1 protein-coding gene is annotated in these 1,411 nt (G+C 68.7%); it reads right to left on the reverse strand.

The window, feature by feature from the left end:
- Nucleotides 1–20: 20 nt before the first annotated feature.
- Nucleotides 21–1,256 (reverse strand): IS701 family transposase, encoded by a 1,236-nt coding sequence (locus ABZ806_RS45085; protein ID WP_500226147.1) that lies wholly within the window; start codon nucleotides 1,254–1,256, stop codon nucleotides 21–23.
- Nucleotides 1,257–1,411 lie beyond the last annotated feature (155 nt).

The raw sequence follows: 1,411 nt of genomic DNA on the forward strand, positions 1-1,411 counted from the left end.
CCAGTTGTAGATCGCGATCTTCATGCTTGAGTGGCTTGTCGGTGGTAGTGGCTGGCCTGGGATCGGGCCTGGTGACGGCGTCGCCAGTGGGACCAGTCGAGCCGATGGGCCGGGCTGTGGCCAGGCCGGACGACGAGCGCGGTGAACAGGCGTTGGATCTCGTTGCAGGTGAGCGGTATCAGCTCGTCCGACCTGGGGTGGCGTGCGTGTTCGTCCGCGCGGACGACGGTGAGGAAGGCATGGGCGAGCATGGCGAGGGTGACCCAGCGGTGCCAGGACGTCCAGCCTCTGACCTGGTGTTCGTCGAGTCCGGCCAGGCCCTTGCCGGACTGGAAGGTCTCCTCGACCCTCCATCTGCTTCCGGCGACCCGCACCAGGGTGGACAGCGGGACCCGGGTGGCCGAGTAGCAGCGGTAGAAGGCCAGTTCACGGGTGTGCCGGTTGCGGCGGACGAGGAGCTGGTGGTGGCCGGGCCGGTCGTTGGCGATGTCGGCCAGGGCCCAGTCGTAGAAGCGCTGCCCCTTGGCTCCGGCACCGGCGGAGAGTTTCTGCCAGGCCCGCTTCGGCAGCTTGGCGGCCAGGGCGTCGGCGCGGAATTTGCCCCCGTGGGTGGGAATCTGGTGGTCGCGGGCAACGGCGAGTACGTAGCCGATCCCGCGTCTTTCCAGGTCGGTTCGCAAATGCGGGTTGCCTCCGTACACCTCGTCGCCGGCCACCCAGGATGCGATGACGCCGGCGTCCAGTGCGCGGCCGATCATGCGGGCGGCCAGGGCGGGTTTGGTGGCGAAGGCGACGGTGTCGGGGATCCCGGCGGCCCGGCAGCGGCCCGCGTCCTCGGTCCAGGAGCGCGGAACATACAACTCCCGGTCGATCGCGGCGTGCCCGAGCGGGGTTGCGTAGGCGAGGTAGACGGCGACCTGACTGTTCTCGATGCGTCCGGCGGTGCCGGTGTACTGGCGTTGCACACCCACCGTGTGCGTGCCCTTCTTCAGGTCGCCGGTCTCGTCCACGACCAGCACCGCGTCCTGGTGGTGCAGGTGCTCGACGACGAAGCCGCGCAGGTCATCGCGTACCGCGTCCGCATCCCACCTGGCCCTCGACAGCAGATGCTGCAGACCGTACGGGTTGGCGTCCCCGGCATGCTCGGCGAGCGTCCAGCAGTTCTTGCGCGGCAGGTCCGACAACAGCCCGAGCACGAGCGCCCGGGCCCGGCGCCGGGGTTCAACCCGGCCGAACCGTCCCGCGATGCGACCCATCAGGAGCTCGAATGCTTCCTGCCAGCGGCCAGGATCTATGCTGTGACCCGCGGCCACCGACTGATCTTCTGTCTTCACACACCGATGATCACCGGTGGCCGCACCCGTTCCCGGACCAGCCCCGACCAGCAAGATCGCGATCTACAACTGGAGTA

Origin of the sequence: Spirillospora sp. NPDC047418 (genome assembly GCF_040643275.1) — a bacterium.
Lineage (GTDB): Bacteria > Actinomycetota > Actinomycetes > Streptosporangiales > Streptosporangiaceae > Spirillospora.

Bases quoted from the DNA above. Each gene is read 5' to 3' on its own strand.
- ABZ806_RS45085 (WP_500226147.1), bottom strand. From the start codon at position 1,256: ATGGGTCGCATCGCGGGACGGTTCGGCCGGGTTGAACCCCGGCGCCGG.